The organism is Rhodoligotrophos sp. CJ14, assembly GCF_038811545.1.
Lineage (GTDB): Bacteria > Pseudomonadota > Alphaproteobacteria > Rhizobiales > Im1 > Rhodoligotrophos > Rhodoligotrophos ferricapiens.
Genome location: NZ_CP133319.1, coordinates 2,620,372 through 2,636,385, shown reverse-complemented (window position 1 = coordinate 2,636,385; position 16,014 = coordinate 2,620,372). Strand labels below are relative to the sequence as shown.

Sequence of the window (16,014 nt, the reverse complement as noted above, 5' to 3'; positions counted from 1 at the left end):
GGACAGTCATGCGTGAGGATCTGCGCCGCTCCCGGCTGATGGCGATCATCCGGGAACGGTCGTTTAGGGATAATGTGGAGATCACTCTTGCCTCAGGCCGCAAGAGCAATTTCTACTTCAATATGAAGCCCACCATGCTGCACCCGGAAGGCGCGCATCTGCTGGCTGAACTGGTGCTGGATGCGATCGCACCCCTGCGGCCGGATTATGTGGGCGGGCTCGAAATGGGCGCTGTTCCGATCGTGTCCTGGACGGCCTCGGCGAGCTTTCTGAGGGCGACGCCGATCAAGGCGTTCTTCGTGAGGAAGAAGCCGAAGGAGCACGGCGCCAAGCTGCTGGTTGAGGGGCTCGCCCCGGGTGAAGGTCTTAGAGGCGCCAGCGTCATCGTGGTGGAGGATGTGACCACGACGGGCGAATCGGCGCTGAAGGCGGTGGATGCGGTTCGTGAGGCTGGAGGTGAAGTCATCGAGGTCCTGACCCTGGTTGACCGGCAGGAAGGCGCGCAGGAGACCATGGACCGGGCCGGCCTGGCCTTTGCTTCGATCTTTACCGCGAGCGAGTTTCGCAATCGGCCCGCTTCGTGAGTTCGATGCTGGATCGCATTAGGCGAGCGTCTCGACCGATCAATAATGGGGATTAGGTCCCACCGGGCATTACCATTCATGCCGCGAGAGAAGGGCTGCGTTGAAGGGAGGCATCGATGACCGAGCTTACCGGTGGCAGTACCGGCCCTAGCCAGACGGGGCAGGATTGGCGCGGCATTCTCGGACTGATCTGGGGCGAGGGATGGCCGCTCCCGGGCGGGCCTCAGCGCATTGACAGCCTGCTCGGTGATCTCGACCTGCGCGGCAAGCAGGTGCTCGTGCTCGGCCGTGGCTCGGCTGCCATCGCTTTCTACCTGGTGGAACGGCATCATGCCGGCCGTGTCACCGGACTTGATGTGGACGCCACTGCTGTGGCCAAGGCACAGGCAAAAGCCCAAGCGCTTGGATTGGATGATCGACTGACATTCCTCGAGGCAGGAGCAGGCGTCCTACCCTTTGCCGCCGATCAGTTCGATATCGTCTATGATGGCAACGGCCTCGGCCTTGGTCCAACTGCGGGCGGTCTCATCAGTGAGAGCTTTCGGGTGCTGCGCTCGGGCGGCACCTTTCTGGCCAGCGATCTGCTGGTCGACGAAGCCGGCGAGGGATCGGCCGATGCGGGTCTCGCCCAGCACTTGGGTGCGAATGCCTCCTCGGAAAGCTACCGCGGCCTGTTGAGGGATGCCGGTTTCACAGATGCGTTACTGGCCAACCAGAATGACTGGTATGTCCAGGTCGCACGGAATGAGCTCGCCTCGATGAAGGGGCCGATCTATGACGAGGCCGCAAAGGCGTATGGCAAGGAATACATTGACCGGGCGGTAGAAATCTGGGAAGCGAAGCTGGCGGTTCTCGAGCGGGGAGGAGCGCAGCTTACCAATATTCGGGCTCGAAGACCTTGAGCGGACCAGTGATTATGGCGGACCTACCGGGAGTAAGACCGGCGCCGGCCGCACGGAAGGCGCAGAAGGAAATACGGCGTCAGCAGCTGATCGAAGCCACTATCGACACGCTCGCCAGCAAGGGCTATTCGGACACGACCCTCGCAGAGGTTGCGCGGCGGGCGGGCTTCTCGGCGGGAATTGTCAATTCTCATTTTGATAGCAAGGAGCGGCTTCTTCTGGAAACCTTGCGTTATCTGTCAGATGAGTATCGCAAGGCCTGGCAGACGGCGATCAATCGCGCGGGTCCTGATCCCGCCCGGCAGCTTGCCGCGATCGTCGAGGTGGATTTTGATCGCAAGATTTGCACGAGGCGCAAGCTCGCCGCCTGGTATGCCTTTTGGGGAGAGGCCAAGGCTCGTCCGGACTACCTTAAGCATTGGGGTGCGGTGGATGAGGCATTTCAGGACGCGATCGAAACCCTTTGCGCCCGGATCATTGGGGACGCGGGGTATGATCAGGACAGCTTACATGTTGCGCGTGGCCTGGACGCTCTGCTCGAAGGGCTCTGGGTCAAGCTGCTGACCGGCTTTCGCAGCTTCACGCGCGAGCAGGCCCGCTCCATAGCCTTCTCCTGGCTCGCCCAGGTCTTTCCAAAGCACTTCGACGCGAACGGGCTGGCCGGCGGCATGGTCGAGGCCACCTGACATTCCAACCCGCCCTGAGCGGTTGCGCTCGCCTTTCACTCTTGGCTGTCATGTCCCTCGCCGTAACCGAATCCGCATCCCATATTCGCGGCATAACCCTGATGGCCAGCGCATACATGCTGTTCTCGGGCCTTGATGCCACGGCAAAATATCTGGGCGCGAGCTATCCATTCGCTCAAGTTGCGTTCGCCCGCTATGCCTTCGCCCTCATTTTTGCGGTGGGCTATCTCCTCTGGATGGATGCGCTGGCGCATGTCCGCGCCCGTAATTTGAAGCTTCAGATCATCCGCGGTCTCCTGCTCGCTGGATCCACGGTCTGCAACTTCCTGGCCCTGCGCTATCTTCAGCTCGCGGAAACAGCCTCGATCGCCTTCTCCAATCCGCTATGGGTGTGCGCCCTCTCGGTGCCGCTGCTTGGCGAAAAGGTCGGCCCAAGGCGCTGGATGGCGGTGTTGGTGGGGTTTATCGGGGTTCTCATCATCGTGCGGCCGGGCATGAGCGGCTTTCAGCCGGCGGCGCTGATTTCGGTGACCTCCGCCCTGTTCACCGCGCTCTATCAGCTGGCGACACGGAAGATCGCCGCGTATGACAGCGCGCTGACCACAATGTTCTATACGGCAGCGGTGGGCACTGCAGCACTCCTGCCCGCCATGCCGACGGTCTGGGTTATGCCCGATCTTGCGGGCTGGCTGTTGATGATGCTCGTCGGCGCCTTCGGAGCGGTCGGCCACCAATTGCTGATTGTCGCCCATCGCCTGGCGCCGGCTGCGGTCCTGGCGCCCTTCTCCTATAGCCAAATCGTGATGATGGTTCTCATCGGCTATGTCGTATTCGGAGATCTGCCAGATCTCTGGACGGTGGCCGGGGGCGCGACTGTCATTGCGAGCGGAATCTATCTATTCTATCGCGAGCGTCAGGTCAAAGCTACCCGCGGGGCGCAACACTAAGGTGATCTCAGGGTTAGCGAAGCAGATCTCCTGCGGGCAGGATCATGTCGGCGCTAAGCCGGGTCATCAATCGGTCACGATTCATGGCCAGCTTGCGGGCGATTAAAATTAGGTTTGAGTTAAAAGCCTGGTCCTACACTGGTGGTCAGGCGGGCGAGTTCAGCTAAATCCATGGGTCTATTTCGATCGCGGTCCAATGCCGACACTGACGGGAGCCACGCCCGCGAGCCGAGATTGTTTCAATCGGATGCTCGCACGCCGCGTCAGAGCTCTCTCGAGCCTGAGGAACCGCGCACCAGGCGGCGCGGCAAGCGGGCGAGCGGCAAGCCGGCACGCAAAAAGCGCTCATGGCTGCTTCGGTCGGTTTACTGGACCCTGACGCTTGGCATCTGGGGCTTCATCGCCGTCGTCGGTGTGTTGGCCTACGCGCTACTGGCGCTACCGAACGACACTCTGTTCAAGATTCCGGATCGCGAACCAGGCATGGTCCTCCTTGCGGATGATGGCCAGGTCCTGGTGGAGCGCGGCTCATTTACCGGGGATGATATCCGCTACGACGAGCTGCCGCCCTATGTGCCCCAGGCGGTCATGGCGATTGAGGACCGGCGCTTCTTCAGCCATTTCGGCGTTGACCCGATCGGCCTTGTCCGTGCAGCCATCACGAATTTTCGGTCGGGCGGTGTGGTGCAGGGTGGCTCCACTCTCACCCAGCAGCTTGCCAAGAACCTTTTCCTGAAGCCGGAGCGCACGATCGAGCGCAAGGTCCAGGAGGCTGTTCTCGCTCTTTGGCTCGAACATAGCTTCTCCAAGGAGGAAATCCTCCAGCTCTATCTCAACCGGGTCTATTTCGGCGGCGGTGCCTATGGCATTGAGGCAGCCGCCAAGCACTATTTCGGCAAGTCCGCCCGGGATCTCACGCTTGCCGAAGCGGCCATCCTGGCAGGGCTTCTGAAGGCGCCGGCCACATACAACCCGATCAGCCGGCCAAAGGCAGCGGAAGAGCGGGCCTATGTTGTGCTCAATGCGATGGTTGAGGAGAACTACATCACCCGCGAGCAAGGGCAGAAGGCCATCAACAACCCGGCGGAAGTGGTCGGGCCGACCGAATTGCCGGCGAGCCGTTATGTGGCGGATTGGATCGCTGAAATGGTTCCAAACCTCATCGGCGAATACAAGGAAAGCCTTATCGTCGAGACCACCATCGATAGCGACATCCAATCGGATGCAGAGGCCGCCGTGCGCAAGCACTTGGCCAAGGAAGGTGCCGCCCAGAAAGCGCAACAGGCCGCGATGGTGGTGATGGATGCAACCGGTGCCGTTAAGGCAATGATCGGCGGGCGCTCCTATAGCAAGAGCCAGTATAACCGTGCGGTCAAGTCAAAGCGCCAGCCGGGCTCTGCCTTCAAGCCCTTCGTCTATCTCGCGGCCATGGAACATGGCTTCAACCCGGACACCGTGCTGGTGGATGAGCCGGTGCGGTTCGGGAACTGGGCGCCGGAGAACTACTCGCGAAAATACTACGGGCCTGTCACCTTGCGGACGGCGCTTGCGCATTCGCTCAATACGATTGCAGCAAAGCTTGCCGTGCAGGTTGGACCGGAAACGGTGATCGAGACAGCGCATCGGCTCGGGATCGAATCCAAGCTCGAGCCCAATGCCTCGATCGGGCTTGGCACGTCCGAGGTGTCGCTGTTGGAGCTCACCGGTGCCTTTGCTGCCTTTGCCAATGGTGGCTCGCGGGCAATTCCCTTCGTGATCGAGCGGATCAGGACGAAGAGCGGCGAGTTGCTCTATGAGCGTGCTCCAGCTCAGGCGCAGCAGGTGATCGATCCCATGGCGGTGGGCGAGATGAACGACATGCTGCGCACGGCCATTCACGATGGAACGGCCAAGCGCGCGATGCTGGATGGTCAGGATGCCGCGGGTAAGACTGGCACCAGCCAGAATTTCCGCGATGCCTGGTTTGTCGGCTATACCGCGCATCTGGTGGCCGGCGTGTGGGTTGGCAACGACGACGGCACGCCGACCAAGAAGGCGACCGGCAGCGGGCTTCCCGCCGCCATCTGGAAGGATGTGATGGTCGATGCCCATCGTGGCATGCCAGCCCTACCACTTCCCGGTGCGCCGAGGCATGCGCCGGAGCCTGCGCCCTATGATGAGTATTATGGCCGCGAGCCCTATGTGGCGCAGCGGGAGAGGCCCAATGTGGGCACGAGCATCGTGCAATTCTTCGAGGGCCTGTTCGGCAGTCGACCGGCGCGCGCCTATCCCGAACCATCTGCGCCACCACCGCCCGCACGGCGTATGGCGCCGAGTGTTGCGGGCGAGGATAACGGTTGGAACCCGCGCGCCGTCAATCAAAGGAACTGGCAGGAATACCGGCAGTTGGAGCGACGGTAGGGCCGGCGGCCGTCTGTCCTATGAACATTCGGCCGCGTTGGAGAGTGGATCGCGCAGGTTATGCAGGCGCAGGGCGGCAGCACGGGCAAATCGCAAAGTGGCGGCCTTGCGCCGCGCCGCCGATAGCCTGATATCGCCGATATCGCGCATGATCTCCGCGCCGAACTGATCAGCGATGATGAGACCCGCCTCGATCGGCATGATCTCTGGCGCCATGGTCGGGGGAATCGCGAAATACAGCCGATCGCAATAGTCCCAATATTCCGGCCATTTCTGGTCGGCGCGAAAATCTGTGATGCTCGACTTGATCTCGATGATCCAGATGTCGCCGCGCTCATTCACCGCCATGATGTCGGCGCGGCGGCCGGAGGCAAGGGGCAGTTCGGTGAGCGCGGCAAAGCCCACAGCCCGCAGCAGGCGGCAGACGCCGCGTTGAACATGGGCGGCCGTTTCCGATTGACGGCCATCGGCAAGCGGCCAAAGGTCTGGGGCAAAGGCTGGTTGGCTCATGGCTTATGGTTACCGACTCTGGCGGGCATCGGCAAGTCATGCGCTCGGTCGTGACTAACCGCAAAATCGCGTGTATCGCAGGAAGGCACAAGCGAGGAGCCATGCCGCGATACAAGCTTACAATCGAATATGACGGAACGGTTTTCGGCGGTTGGCAAAGGCAGGCCAATGCGCCCACCATCCAGGATGCTCTCGAGCAGGCGATCCTGAAGATGTGCGGGGAGCAGGTCGCTGTTTTTGGGGCGGGTCGTACCGATGCGGGTGTCCATGCATCTGGCCAAGTCGCCCATGTCGATCTTGAGCGCCCATGGCTCGAGGAACGGTTGCGCGGTGGGCTCAATTTTCATTTGCGGCCGGCACCGATCGCGGTACTTGCGGTAGAAACCGTGCCGGATGATTTTCACGCCCGCTTCTCCGCGGTGCGTCGGCATTATGTCTACAGGATCGTCAACCGCCGCAGCCCGCTGGTGCTCGAGCGCGACAGGGCCTGGCATGTGGCGCGACCGCTAAATGTGGCGGCGATGAATGCCGGGGCTCAGTTTCTGCTGGGCAAGCACGATTTCACGACTTTCCGATCCGCCCATTGCCAGTCCACATCCCCCGTCAAGACATTGGATATGCTCGCCGTCACCCGTACTGGCGATCTGATCGAGATCACCACCAATGCCCGTTCATTCCTGCACAATCAGGTCCGCTCGATGGTCGGGAGCCTGAAGCTGGTGGGAGAAGGCAGCTGGATGCCCGAAGACATGGCGGCAGCGCTCGAGGCGAAGGATCGCTCAGCCTGTGGCACAGTGGCGCCACCCTGGGGGCTCTACCTTACCAAGGTCGATTATTCAGACGACTGAGTGCTGACCGCGGCCGTCTGGCTCGAAAGCGCCGCGGATCAGCGGATCAGGACTTCCGCCATGAGGCTGATGGCCACGTCGGCGACGACAAGCGCAAAGGCGATGCTGCCGGTCGTTCGAAGACCGGTGCGAGCAATATACCAGCGGAAATAAAGGGCGATGAGGGTGACGACCACCCCTGCCGTCAAGAGCCCGCCGGAGGTGATGAGGCCATAGCGGCTCAACAGGGCCGGCGGCACCATGGCAAAGACGATGAAGACCGACGACCAGTTATAGGCAATCAGGAAAGGCACGAGCTGGCTGGTTCGGCCAAGCATCCGCCCAGCGAGGACCGCGAGAGCCACAAAGACAGCCCATTCGAACAGAAGGGCGATGAGCTCCCGCCCATAGGCGACCGGGATGGGCGGGCTGGTCAGCGAATTGCTGGTCGCGACAATGAACAGATAGACGGGCGCGACGATCAGGACAGAGGTGAACGAGTTCTTGAGCCCTTCGTATGACAGGTTGAAGTCAGCGTAACCGCCTGCATCACGATTGAGAAGCCGCCAAGTGCCGCGCATGGCGGCGGAGAACTCTTCCGACGAGATCATCCCTGCTGACGTCCTGCCATTGACCGCTCAGCGACCGAAATAGCGTTCGAGGATCCGCAAATAGATATCTTTCGTCGCCTGCAAATCGGCAATCGGTATGCATTCGTCGGTCTGGTGAATGGTCGCGTTCAGCGGGCCAAACTCGACAACCGGGCAGTGGTTCTTTATGAAGCGGGCATCGGAGGTGCCACCACCGGTGGTGAGCGCCGGTTCAAGCCCGGTCACCTCGCGGACAGCACCCGCCACCACATCGACCAGCGGCCCGCGCGCGGTGACGAAACTGTCGGCATTGCTGGAGAGCGACAGGGTGTAGTCTCCGCCCATTTCGGCTATGACAGCCCGGCAATGGCCGTTGATCCAGCGCTCGAGGCTCTCCTGGCTGTGCTCGTTGTTGAATCGGATGTTGAAGCGCGCGCTCGCGCGATCCGGAATGACATTCTCGGCGGGATTGCCCACATCAACCGAGGTGATCGCCAGGGTGGACGGCTCGAAATAGGCATTGCCCTGATCGAGCGCCTCGCTTGCCAAGCGGTCGAGCATGCGCACGAGCTTCGGGATGGGGTTGTCGGCCTTGTGCGGATAGGCGGCATGACCCTGTTTGCCGATGACGGTGAGCCGGGCGTTCAGGCTGCCGCGCCGGCCAATCTTTATGGTATCGCCTATTCGCTCGCTGCAGCTTGGCTCGCCCACCAGACAAGCATCCGGTCTATGGCCGTTGGCCGTCATCCACTCCAGCACCTTTACCGTGCCGTCGAGGGCAGGGCCTTCCTCGTCGCCGGTGATCAGAAAACTGATCGAGCCCCCAAAGGCTGCCCCGTGTTCGCGGATGAATGCGGCCGTTGCCGCACAGAAGGCCGCAACCGACCCCTTCATATCGACGGCGCCGCGCCCGTAGAGGACGCCATCCTTGATCTCTCCGGCGAAGGGCGGGTGCGACCATCGGCTCACATCGCCAGGTGGCACCACATCCACATGGCCGGCAAAGCAGAAGTGGGGGCTCGCATGGCCGATCCGAGCAAAGAGATTGTCGACCACCGGCATGCCGGGCGACTGAAAGGGCAGCCGCCAGCAGCTGAAGCCGATGCAGGTGAGCGCCTTCTCCACCCTGTCCAGCGCACCGGTGCTGTCCGGCGTGACCGAACGCTCGCGGATCAGTGTCTGCAGAAAGGCGACCGGGTCGAACACGGTAATCAGGTTCTCAAGAGTTCATTGATGGAGGTCTTGGAGCGGGTGCGCTCGTCAACCCGCTTCACGATCACCGCGCAGTAAAGGCCCGGACCCGCCGTGCCGTCGGGCAGGGGCTTGCCGCCAAGGCTGCCTGGCACCACGACGGAGTAAGGCGGAACCTTACCCATAAAGGTCTCGCCGCTCTCGCGGTCAATGATCTTGGTGGATGCGCCGAGGAACACGCCCATAGACAGGACGGAGCCCTCGCCGACGATGACCCCTTCGGCGACTTCCGAACGGGCGCCAATGAAGCAATTGTCCTCGATGATCACGGGGGATGCCTGCAGCGGTTCGAGAACACCGCCAATGCCGGCCCCGCCTGAGATATGGCAGTTCTTGCCGATCTGGGCGCAGGAGCCCACGGTCGCCCAGGTGTCAATCATCGTGCCCGTGTCGACATAGGCGCCCAAATTGACGAAAGAGGGCATCAGCACGACGCCCGGGGCGATGAAGGCCGAGCGCCTGACGATACAATTGGGAACAGCACGAAAGCCGGCCATCCGGAATTCCTGCTCGCCCCAGCCATTGAACTTGGAGGGCACCTTGTCCCACCAAGAGGCGGCGCCGGGCCCGCCGGCAATCGGGGTCATGTCGTTCAGCCGAAAAGACAGCAACACCGCCTTCTTGAGCCATTCGTGGACAGTCCAGCCATCCGGGCCGGGAGAGGCTACGCGGAGCACACCGGCATCGAGCAGATCGAGTGCAGAATCAACTGCCGCGCGAACCTCGCCGGTCGTGCTGGCAGTGACCGTATCGCGCTGTTCGAAGGCCTCTTCGATGATGGTCCTGATGCGATCGTGGTCCATGATGGCTCCGCAGTTACTGGTCACGGGCCGCACAGTACTAGGCAAAGGCCGCCTGTCAACTGGCAGCGGAAGCGGTCCGGTCGTGACAACCTGAGGCTCGTCTGGCGCGTTAAGCTCGGCGCGATGCGAGGTATTCTTCGCAAAGCGGCCATGGGACGGTGCTCACGCAATCCAGACCCGTTCAACATCAAAGCATTTTCATGAGGCAAGAAAGAAGAGGTGCAAAGCGCGCCGAATTTTTCATAAGGCTATTGCAGGGCGGACGGGATGATAAGATATGATGAACAGTCGGTGGGACGGCAAGGTTGTAATTCTGCGTGCAAGTCCAGCGTTGCCCCCCGCGAGGCGGAGTGGCGTATATTGTCGAAACCATTCGACGGGGTGGCGACGATCCGGGGGGCCAAGGAGAAGTCAAAATCCGGCTATAGCGAGGTGACGCTGGATATCTCGGAGACCCGAGGCATCACGGAGGTCGATCTTTCCCGGCAAACGATGGTGCTGACCAATCCAGGGCCTCAGAAGATCTCGTCCGATCCGCCGGTCGAGAATGTCGATGCCGGTCCGGAAACCAAAATCGTGATTGGGAATGGGCAGCGCAATATTCTCAAAGCGGGTGAGAATGGCACCGAAATCTATGCGGGTCCTGGCGATTCGGCCGTCGGAAACAGCGGAAAGGATGTTTTCTTCTATGACCTGAAGAACTGGGCGAATAAGTCCCCCTCGGGCGATGCGCGACAAACCGATCTCTACGGGTTCGATCGGGCCGAGGACAAGATCGTCATCGCCACGCAAAACAGGGATTTGTGCGAGCGCCTAAAGATCACCAAGCGCGATTGCGGCTGGTCCGAGGTCAGTCTCGACGAAGACAATGATGGGCGGGCTGACTTCGCGCTTCTGGTCAATAGGCACGATCTGCAGAAGACCGATATCCAATTTCAGCTGCCCGACCACAATGACTTCATGATGTGACAGGGCTTGCCTTGAGGGTGAGCCTCTCGATGAAGGCGGGCAGATCATCCGTTATGTAATCGATATGCGCAGCTTCCGGGCCGTGGCCGGAGTGCGAGGCGATCGCTGCGCTATCGTCATTATCGGGCGAGGTCACCAGCACTGTCGTCATGCCGAGCCGATGGCAAGGCTCCAGATTGCGAGAAATGTCCTCAAACATCGCCGAGCGGGGCGCCTCGATGCCGTGCCGCTCGAGCATCAAGCGGTAGCTCTCGATATTGGGCTTGGGCAGATAGCCTGCAGCTTCGATGTCGAAAATGTCATCGAAGCAGCCGCCAATGCCGATGCGCGCCATCACCCTCTCCGCATGTGCGACCGTGCCATTTGTGAAGATATATTTGCGGCCGGGCAGGCGCGTCAGGGCAGCGCAGAGCGCCTCGTCAGCAACCACCGCCGAATGGTCGATATCATGCACGAAGGAGAGGAAATCCTCCGGCTTTACCCCATGTTCCAGCATGAGCCCGCGCAGAGTGGTGCCGTGCTCGTAAAGAAACCCCTTCTGAATGCGGCGGGCCTCTGCGTGGTCCACCTTGAGGAAATCCATGATGAAGGTGGCCATCTTGACATCGATCTGATCGAAGAGCCTGCAGCTCGCCGGGTAGAGCGTATTGTCGAGATCGAAGATCCAGGTATCGACGTGATCGAAGCCGCGGCGGCCGCTGATCTGGTTCATTGGGGCCTCATTCCTCTGCCGTGCGGCTGATGCGCGTGCCAACTCCATAAGGGGTAAAGAGCTCCAGAAGCACGATGTGAGGCACGCGGCCATCGAGAATGACCGCGCCCTCGACGCCTTTCTCCACCACCGAGACGCAGGTCTCGATCTTGGGGATCATGCCGCCTGAGGCGGTCCCGTCGTGAATGAGCTTATGGGCCTGATCAAGCGTCAGCTCGCGGATGAGCTTCTTGTTCTGGTCCAGCACGCCTTCCACATCGGTCAGCAGCAGCAGCCGCTTGGCCTGCATGGCAACGGCGATGGCGCCGGCAAAGGTATCGGCATTCACATTGAAGGTTTCGCCCGAGAGCGAGGTGCCGATCGGGGCGATGACGGGAATGGCCGAGCTGGCCGCGATGGTGCTGAGGATCTCGGGATTGACCGTCTCGGGCTCACCGACAAAGCCGAGATCAATAATCTTCTCGATGTTGGAATCGGGATCGCGCTTGGTGCGGGTGAGGCGCCGGGCCAAAAGCAGATTGCCGTCTTTGCCCGAAATGCCGATTGCGCGGCCACCTTCCTGCTGGATGCTCGCCACCACCTGCTTGTTGATGGAGCCGGCAAGGACCATCTCGACAATCTCGACAGTGGCCTGATCGGTTATGCGCAAGCCATCCTGGAAGCTCGATGCAATTTGTAGCCGGTCGAGCATCTTGCCGATCTGCGGGCCGCCGCCGTGGACGACAATGGGGTTGATGCCGCTCAGCTTGAGCTGCACGATGTCTCGCGCGAACTGGCGTGCGAGCGTGTCATCGCCCATGGCATGACCGCCATATTTCACCACAACCGTCTGCCCGGCATAGCGCTGCATGAAGGGCAGCGCCTCGGACAGGATATGGGCCTGGACCTCGCGAGAGACGTGCTCGGTGACGGATGTGCTCATGAACGCTGCTTTCTGCGTTGTTTGGCGGTGTGCTTCTCGCTTTAGCGCATCAGGACCTGAGACGGTAGCCCGTCTTGAAGATCCACCAGATCACGGTCAGGCACAGGACAAGGAAGAGCAGTGTCATGCCGAGGCTGATGCCGACCTGCACATCGGCGACTTCGAAGAAGCTCCAGCGAAATCCGCTGACGAGATAGACCACCGGGTTGAACAGGGCGATGGTCTGCCATTCCTTCGGCAGCATGGAAATCGAATAGAAGCTGCCGCCCAGAAAGGTGAGCGGGGTGACCACGAGAAGGGGGATGAGCTGAAGCTTCTCAAAATTGTCGGCCCAAATGCCGATGATGAAGCCGAACAGACTGAACGTGACAGCAATCAGCACCAGGAAAGCAAGCATCCAGAAGGGATGCGCGATATGGATAGGCACAAACAGATGGGCGGTCGCGAGAATGATCAGCCCGATCGCCATGGATTTGGTTGCCGCCGCTCCGACATAGCCGAGCACCGCTTCGAAATAGGAAACAGGCGCCGAGAGCAGCTCGAAAATGGTGCCGGTGAATTTCGGGAAATAGATGCCGAAAGACGCGTTCGCGATGCTCTGGGTAAGCAGCGACAGCATGATGAGGCCCGGCACGATGAAGGCCCCATAGGTCACACCTTCGACCTGCGGAATGTGAGATCCGATCGCGGCACCGAACACCACGAAATAGAGCGAGGTCGAAATCACCGGCGAGACGACGCTCTGAAGCAGGGTGCGGAAGGTCCGCGCCATCTCGAATTTGTAGATCGCTGCAACTGCGGTCAGGTTCATTTGGGGGAATGCACCAGGTTCACGAAGATCTCCTCGAGCGTGCTCTGCTTGGTCTCGAGATCCTTGAAGGTTATTCCAGCTGCGCTGAGTGCTTGCAGAAGCGAGGTGATGCCGGTCCGCGTCCCTTGCGAGTCATAGGTATAGACCAGCTCACGGCCGGCGGACACCAGTTCCAGCGCATAGCCCGCGAGCGCCGGAGGCACTGCATCGAGCGGCGCATTGAGATGCAGGATCAGCTGTTTCTTGCCGAGCTTGCGCATCAGCTCCGTCTTGTTCTCAACCAGGACGAGCTCGCCGTTGTTGATCACCCCGACCCTGTCGGCCATGTCCTCGGCCTCCTCGATGTAATGAGTGGTGAGGATCACGGTGACGCCGCTGTCGCGCAGCCGGCGGATGAGCTGCCACATGTCCTGGCGCAGCTCCACGTCGACACCGGCGGTGGGCTCATCGAGAAACAGGATATCCGGCTCGTGTGACAGGGCCTTGGCGATCAGCACGCGCCGCTTCATGCCACCGGACAATGTGAGGATCCTGTTGTTGCGCTTTTCCCAGAGGCTGAGATCCCTGAGGATGCGCTCGATGAGATCCGGGTTGCGCTTGCGCCCGAATAAAGCCCGACTGAAGCTCACCGTTGCCCAGACCGTCTCGAAGGCGTCCGTGGTCAGCTCCTGCGGCACGAGGCCGATCATCGACCGGGTGATGCGGTAATCAGAGATATCATGCCCGCCAACGGTGACGCTCCCACCGGTCGGGCTGACCAGCCCGCAAACGATGCTGATCATCGTGGTCTTGCCTGCGCCATTGGGGCCGAGCAGTGCGAAGATCTCGCCGCGCTCAATAGTCAGGTTAATGCCCTTGAGCGCCTTGAAGCCGCTGGCATAGGTCTTCTCAAGATTGGAGATTTCGATGACAGGCGGCATGGTCTCGGGGCATCAGGCACGATCGACGGCTTAGACCAGGATCAAAGCCCTGGCCGGAGAGGGCCGTAGATCTACCTCATCCCGTCCGTTCCGTCATGCCCTTTGGATGAGGCCCGCCAGCCGGAACTGCAAATCCGCAAGCCCGTCCCTTATTTAGGATGCATGCGCGCGCCCGCGTCTATGTCGAGCGTGGTCGCATTGATGTAGCTGTTCTCGGCGATATGGCGGACGAGGGCCGCAAATTCCTCCGGGCGACCCATGCGGTCAGGGAAGAGGATCATCCGGTCGATGATGGACTGGCTGACCGTGTCCGGCATGCCGGCGACCATGGCGGTATCGAACAGGCCGGGCGCTATCGAGACGACCCTGATACGGTGCTGCGCGAGGTCGCGGGCAACGGGCAGGGTGAGGCCCATCACGCCGGCTTTGCTGGCGCTATAGGCGGCTTGCCCAATCTGGCCCTGGGTGGCGGCGCCGGAGGAGGTGTTGATGATCACCCCGCGCTCGCCCTTCTCGCCCCCATCGGGCGCATTGCGGGTCATGGCGAGGGCAGCCCAGCGAATGACGTTGAAGGTGCCGGTGAGATTGATGCCGATCACCTTGTTCCACGTGGCGAGCGGAAAGGGCTCACCGCGCGAGACTGTCTTGGCGGCATCCGCAACTCCGGCACAATTGACGGCGATGTGAATGGCGCCAAAGGCCTCAAGGGCGCCGTCGATGCCGGCTTTGACACTGCCATCATCGGCAACATCCACCATCGCGGTAAAGACCTTGGTGCCGAGCTCCTGCTTCAGAGCCTCGAGCCGTTCGGCGCTAAGATCGAAGGCTGCGATACGGCTGCCGGCTTCGGCGAGGGCGCGGGCTGAGGCGCGGCCCAGTCCGGATCCTGCGCCGGTAACGACGGCAACCTTGTCCTTGAGGTTCATGGGTCCTCCTCAGCTCTTGCCCAGTATGGTGATACAGGCGACGGCTTCCTCGATGCCTTGCAGCCCACCGCCATTCTCCGCGACCGCGATGCGGGCGCCATCGACTTGACGGGGTCCTGCCTCACCGCGCAGCTGGCTCACCAGCTCGTGGATCTGGCCTATACCGGTGGCGCCGACCGGGTGGCCCTTCGATTCGAGGCCGCCCGACGGGTTCACAGGGATACGACCACCGATCTTGGTTTCACCACGTTCTGCAGTCGGCCCTCCCTCGCCGAAGGGGCAGAAGCCGAGATTCTCGATTTGAATGATCTCGCCCATGGCGGTCGCGTCATGCACCTCGGCGACCGACACATCTTCAGGGCCGATGCCCGCCTTCTCATAGGCTCGGCGCCCAGCAAGGGCGGTGATGTGGCGGTCGACCTGCGAGGGCTCGCGGTCACTCCCGGTCTGGATCACCGAGGCCAAGATCTTCACGGCACGGGACTTGTCGATGCCATAGCGCTTGAGACCGGCCTCGCTCATCAGAATGGCGGCGGCAGCGCCATCAGAGATGGGCGAGCACATGGGCAAGGTGAGGGGATAGGTGATGGGCGGTGCCGCGAGCACCTCATCGACCGTATAGGCCTCGCGAAATTGCGAGAGCGGGTTATGAACCGAATGCTGGTGGTTCTTGGCGGAAACCGCCGCGATCTGGCGCTGCGTGGTGCCGAAGGTCTTCATGTGGAACCGCGAAAAGGCGGCATAGACATCCATGAACACGCTATAGGGCTTGTCCGAGGTGGTGCCCCCGGGCGGATCCACGCCTTCACCAAGCTCCATCAGGCGGGCTCGAATGCGCTCACTTTCGGCCACATCCCAGGCGCCGTCGAATGAGCCGAACATCAGCGCCCTGTCCCTGGAGAACAGCTTTTCGGCGCCGATGGCGAGTACCACATCATGCTCGCCGGCCTTGATCTGGGTGACGGCCAGGTTCACCGCTGTGGCGCCGCTGGCACAGGCATTCTCGACATTCACAACGGGAATGCCGCTGAGCCCCATCGCCCGCAGCGCGATCTCGCCGCGAACCATATGCTGCTTTTCCATGTGCCCTTGTGCGGCATTGGCGAAGAAGGCCGCCTCGATGGCGGAGGGCTCGATGCCCGCATCCGCCAGCGCAGCGGTGACGGCCTGGCGCGTCAAGGTCTTGATATCGATATCCAGCATGCGGCCGAAGGGCGTCATGCCGACGCCGACGATGTAGACGGTCTCCATAAG

Annotated in this window: 17 protein-coding genes; 7 read left to right on the top strand and 10 right to left on the bottom strand. The window is 61.3% G+C overall.

The features are described 5' to 3' along the window. The first annotated feature begins 8 nt into the window (after positions 1 to 8). The 5 genes from pyrE to RCF49_RS12255 all read left to right on the top strand — a co-directional run bounded on the left by pyrE (position 9) and on the right by RCF49_RS12255 (position 5,519). Entirely contained in the window at positions 9 to 584 is a 576-nt protein-coding gene (gene pyrE, locus RCF49_RS12275; protein ID WP_342640170.1) for an orotate phosphoribosyltransferase, read from the top strand. 116 nt (positions 585 to 700) lie between these two features. Then, the gene (locus tag RCF49_RS12270) at positions 701 to 1,486 is read left to right on the top strand and encodes a class I SAM-dependent methyltransferase (RefSeq protein ID WP_342640169.1); all 786 of its coding nucleotides are present in this window, start codon (positions 701 to 703) and stop codon (positions 1,484 to 1,486) included. Between the two features lie 14 nt (positions 1,487 to 1,500). Next, the gene (gene betI / locus RCF49_RS12265; RefSeq protein ID WP_342640168.1) at positions 1,501 to 2,172 is read left to right on the top strand and encodes a transcriptional regulator BetI; all 672 of its coding nucleotides are present in this window, start codon (positions 1,501 to 1,503) and stop codon (positions 2,170 to 2,172) included. Positions 2,173 to 2,222: 50 nt separating this feature from the next. Continuing rightward, positions 2,223 to 3,119 carry a DMT family transporter gene (locus RCF49_RS12260; RefSeq protein ID WP_342640167.1) on the top strand — a complete coding sequence of 299 codons (897 nt, stop codon included), beginning with the start codon at positions 2,223 to 2,225 and terminating at the stop codon, positions 3,117 to 3,119. Between the two features lie 234 nt (positions 3,120 to 3,353). After that, positions 3,354 to 5,519: a transglycosylase domain-containing protein gene (locus RCF49_RS12255; RefSeq protein ID WP_342640166.1), complete on the top strand. Its 2,166-nt coding sequence runs from the start codon at positions 3,354 to 3,356 to the stop codon at positions 5,517 to 5,519. Between the two features lie 18 nt (positions 5,520 to 5,537). Here the strand turns inward: RCF49_RS12255 and RCF49_RS12250 are convergent, their stop codons facing one another. Next, a complete protein-coding gene (locus RCF49_RS12250) occupies positions 5,538 to 6,029 on the bottom strand; it encodes an MmcB family DNA repair protein (RefSeq protein ID WP_342640165.1) in 492 nt (163 codons plus the stop codon). A 101-nt stretch (positions 6,030 to 6,130) separates the two neighbouring features. Here RCF49_RS12250 and truA point away from each other — a divergent pair, with 101 nt between their 5' ends. Then, the gene (truA, locus tag RCF49_RS12245) at positions 6,131 to 6,877 is read left to right on the top strand and encodes a tRNA pseudouridine(38-40) synthase TruA (protein ID WP_342640164.1); all 747 of its coding nucleotides are present in this window, start codon (positions 6,131 to 6,133) and stop codon (positions 6,875 to 6,877) included. Positions 6,878 to 6,915: 38 nt separating this feature from the next. Here truA and RCF49_RS12240 read toward each other — a convergent pair whose 3' ends face one another. Genes RCF49_RS12240 through dapD form a run of 3 tightly spaced genes read right to left on the bottom strand, consistent with a single transcriptional unit; the run spans position 6,916 to position 9,500 of the window. Then, entirely contained in the window at positions 6,916 to 7,467 is a 552-nt protein-coding gene (locus tag RCF49_RS12240; RefSeq protein WP_342640163.1) for a hypothetical protein, read from the bottom strand. 27 nt (positions 7,468 to 7,494) lie between these two features. Then, positions 7,495 to 8,652, bottom strand: coding sequence for a succinyl-diaminopimelate desuccinylase (gene dapE, locus RCF49_RS12235; RefSeq protein WP_342640162.1), 1,158 nt, complete (start codon positions 8,650 to 8,652; stop codon positions 7,495 to 7,497). A 5-nt stretch (positions 8,653 to 8,657) separates the two neighbouring features. After that, on the bottom strand, positions 8,658 to 9,500 hold the full coding sequence (dapD, locus tag RCF49_RS12230) for a 2,3,4,5-tetrahydropyridine-2,6-dicarboxylate N-succinyltransferase (RefSeq protein WP_342640161.1): 843 nt from the start codon (positions 9,498 to 9,500) through the stop codon (positions 8,658 to 8,660). Between the two features lie 360 nt (positions 9,501 to 9,860). Here dapD and RCF49_RS12225 point away from each other — a divergent pair, with 360 nt between their 5' ends. After that, positions 9,861 to 10,469, top strand: a complete 609-nt coding sequence (locus RCF49_RS12225) for a hypothetical protein (RefSeq protein WP_342640160.1) — start codon at positions 9,861 to 9,863, stop codon at positions 10,467 to 10,469. Here the strand turns inward: RCF49_RS12225 and RCF49_RS12220 are convergent. The 6 genes from RCF49_RS12220 to RCF49_RS12195 form a co-directional block, all read right to left on the bottom strand. Beyond that, a complete protein-coding gene (locus tag RCF49_RS12220; protein WP_342640159.1) occupies positions 10,459 to 11,181 on the bottom strand; it encodes a pyrimidine 5'-nucleotidase in 723 nt (240 codons plus the stop codon). The two genes, RCF49_RS12225 and RCF49_RS12220, sit on opposite strands and share 11 nt — an antisense overlap. A gap of 7 nt (positions 11,182 to 11,188) precedes the next feature. Continuing rightward, the gene (gene argB, locus RCF49_RS12215; protein ID WP_342640158.1) at positions 11,189 to 12,103 is read right to left on the bottom strand and encodes an acetylglutamate kinase; all 915 of its coding nucleotides are present in this window, start codon (positions 12,101 to 12,103) and stop codon (positions 11,189 to 11,191) included. A 49-nt stretch (positions 12,104 to 12,152) separates the two neighbouring features. After that, complete coding sequence (locus tag RCF49_RS12210; RefSeq protein ID WP_342640157.1) at positions 12,153 to 12,914, bottom strand: ABC transporter permease; 762 nt, start codon at positions 12,912 to 12,914, stop codon at positions 12,153 to 12,155. Further along, positions 12,911 to 13,834, bottom strand: a complete 924-nt coding sequence (locus RCF49_RS12205; RefSeq protein WP_342640156.1) for an ABC transporter ATP-binding protein — start codon at positions 13,832 to 13,834, stop codon at positions 12,911 to 12,913. Before RCF49_RS12205 ends, RCF49_RS12210 begins: the two co-directional genes overlap by 4 nt. Before the next feature lie 149 nt (positions 13,835 to 13,983). Further along, entirely contained in the window at positions 13,984 to 14,760 is a 777-nt protein-coding gene (locus tag RCF49_RS12200; protein ID WP_342640155.1) for an SDR family NAD(P)-dependent oxidoreductase, read from the bottom strand. A 9-nt stretch (positions 14,761 to 14,769) separates the two neighbouring features. Further along, on the bottom strand, positions 14,770 to 16,011 hold the full coding sequence (locus RCF49_RS12195; RefSeq protein WP_342640154.1) for a thiolase family protein: 1,242 nt from the start codon (positions 16,009 to 16,011) through the stop codon (positions 14,770 to 14,772). Positions 16,012 to 16,014: the final 3 nt, after the last annotated feature.